Below are 1,417 nucleotides of genomic sequence, written 5' to 3' on the forward strand. Positions count from 1 at the left end.
ACACCTTGCTTAGTCGCACTGGCAGCCACTTCAAGTCCGATATACCCGCCCCCCACGATAACCAGGCGTTTGCCGGGTACTAGCTCACGACGCAGGGCATCTGTGTCCTCGATACCATGCAAATAATGAATACCTTTCAAGTCTGAACCCCGCACGTTAAGACGGCGGACATGTGAGCCAGTGGCCAAGACCAGTTGGTCGTACTTTAAAGTGCTTTGATCTGACAAAATGAGGCTTTTGTCGTCTCTGTTAATCTGTTCTACGCGCACGCCGAGCTGTAATTGCTGCCCCGCATTCTCGTAGATTGAAGGCGGTTTAAGGTATAAAGACGCCTTATCAACCTCCCCCGCGAGATAATTCTTGGACAAGGGCGGTCGCTGATAGGGAGGGTGCAGCTCTTCGCTAACCATAACCACTTTGTGAGGGTATTTTTTTTGCAGCAAGGCGGTCAAAAGTGTTCCTGCTGCGTGTCCACCACCAATAATGACGGTGACCTCTTTATTTTTGTTAATCATAACCTGTCTCTTTCTATGCATACTGAAACCGAGTTACCCACAAAAACTTCATGAATAACTATAACTTGCAACATCAGCCGAGCTAAACACATGATGCCTAAACTCCAGCCACCGCGGCGTCCTCAAGTATCATATCTGCCCCTTTCTCTCCAATCATGGTCGCCGGCTGATTGGTATTCCCGCCAACCAGGGTTGGCATGATAGACGCATCAACTACCCGCAACGACTGCAAGCCACGCACACGGAGACGAGGGTCGACCACTGCCATATGATCAATCCCCATCTTACAAGTGCCGACCGGGTGGTATGCGGACTCACCATTACGGCGCACCCACTCGGTGAGACTCGCGTCATCCTGTATTTCCAGCCCTGGTGAAATTTCTACATCCTGATGAATATAAAGTGCACGCTGGGACAAAATATTACGAACAAGCCGAACACCACGAATGAGTTGTTCGACATCGGCAGGGTCAGCCATGTAATTGGGGTCAATCAATGGTGCAGCGAGCGGATCAGCACTGTGTAAACCAATGCGGCCCCGGGACAAGGGCCTGAGCCCATAGATCATTACAATGTAGCCATATCCACTCATTGCAATTTTCATGTCACGGCCGTGATCAGCGTACAGCATTGGCCCAAAGTGCAATTGCAGATCAGGTATCGGTTGCTCTGCTTGGGAGCAGATGAATCCGCCTGCCTCAGCGCCATTGCTAGACAGCACACCTCGACGACCGCTCAGGTATTGCATTAAGGCCCGCCCCCCGTTCAACCAATAGCTAGGATGCATCGATATTCCCTGTCGGCTTCGCGATCTGACCCGTACAAAAACGTCAACATGATCTTGAAGATTACGCCCCACCCCCTCCAGCGAATGACGCAGCTCAATGCCATGTCGAGCAAGC

General features: G+C 51.2%; 2 protein-coding genes. Both read right to left on the bottom strand.

Annotation, left to right across the window (positions count from 1 at the left end; translation table 11 throughout):
* Nucleotides 1–515, bottom strand: a 515-nt coding sequence (locus tag A3730_RS06415) for an NAD(P)/FAD-dependent oxidoreductase (RefSeq protein ID WP_197477334.1), incomplete at its 3' end; no start/stop codon positions are given.
* A 97-nt stretch (nucleotides 516–612) separates the two neighbouring features.
* Nucleotides 613–1,417: GMC family oxidoreductase (locus tag A3730_RS06420; RefSeq protein ID WP_231883873.1), on the bottom strand; the 805-nt coding region annotated here is incomplete at its 5' end.

Source organism: Alcanivorax sp. HI0044 (assembly GCF_001634945.1).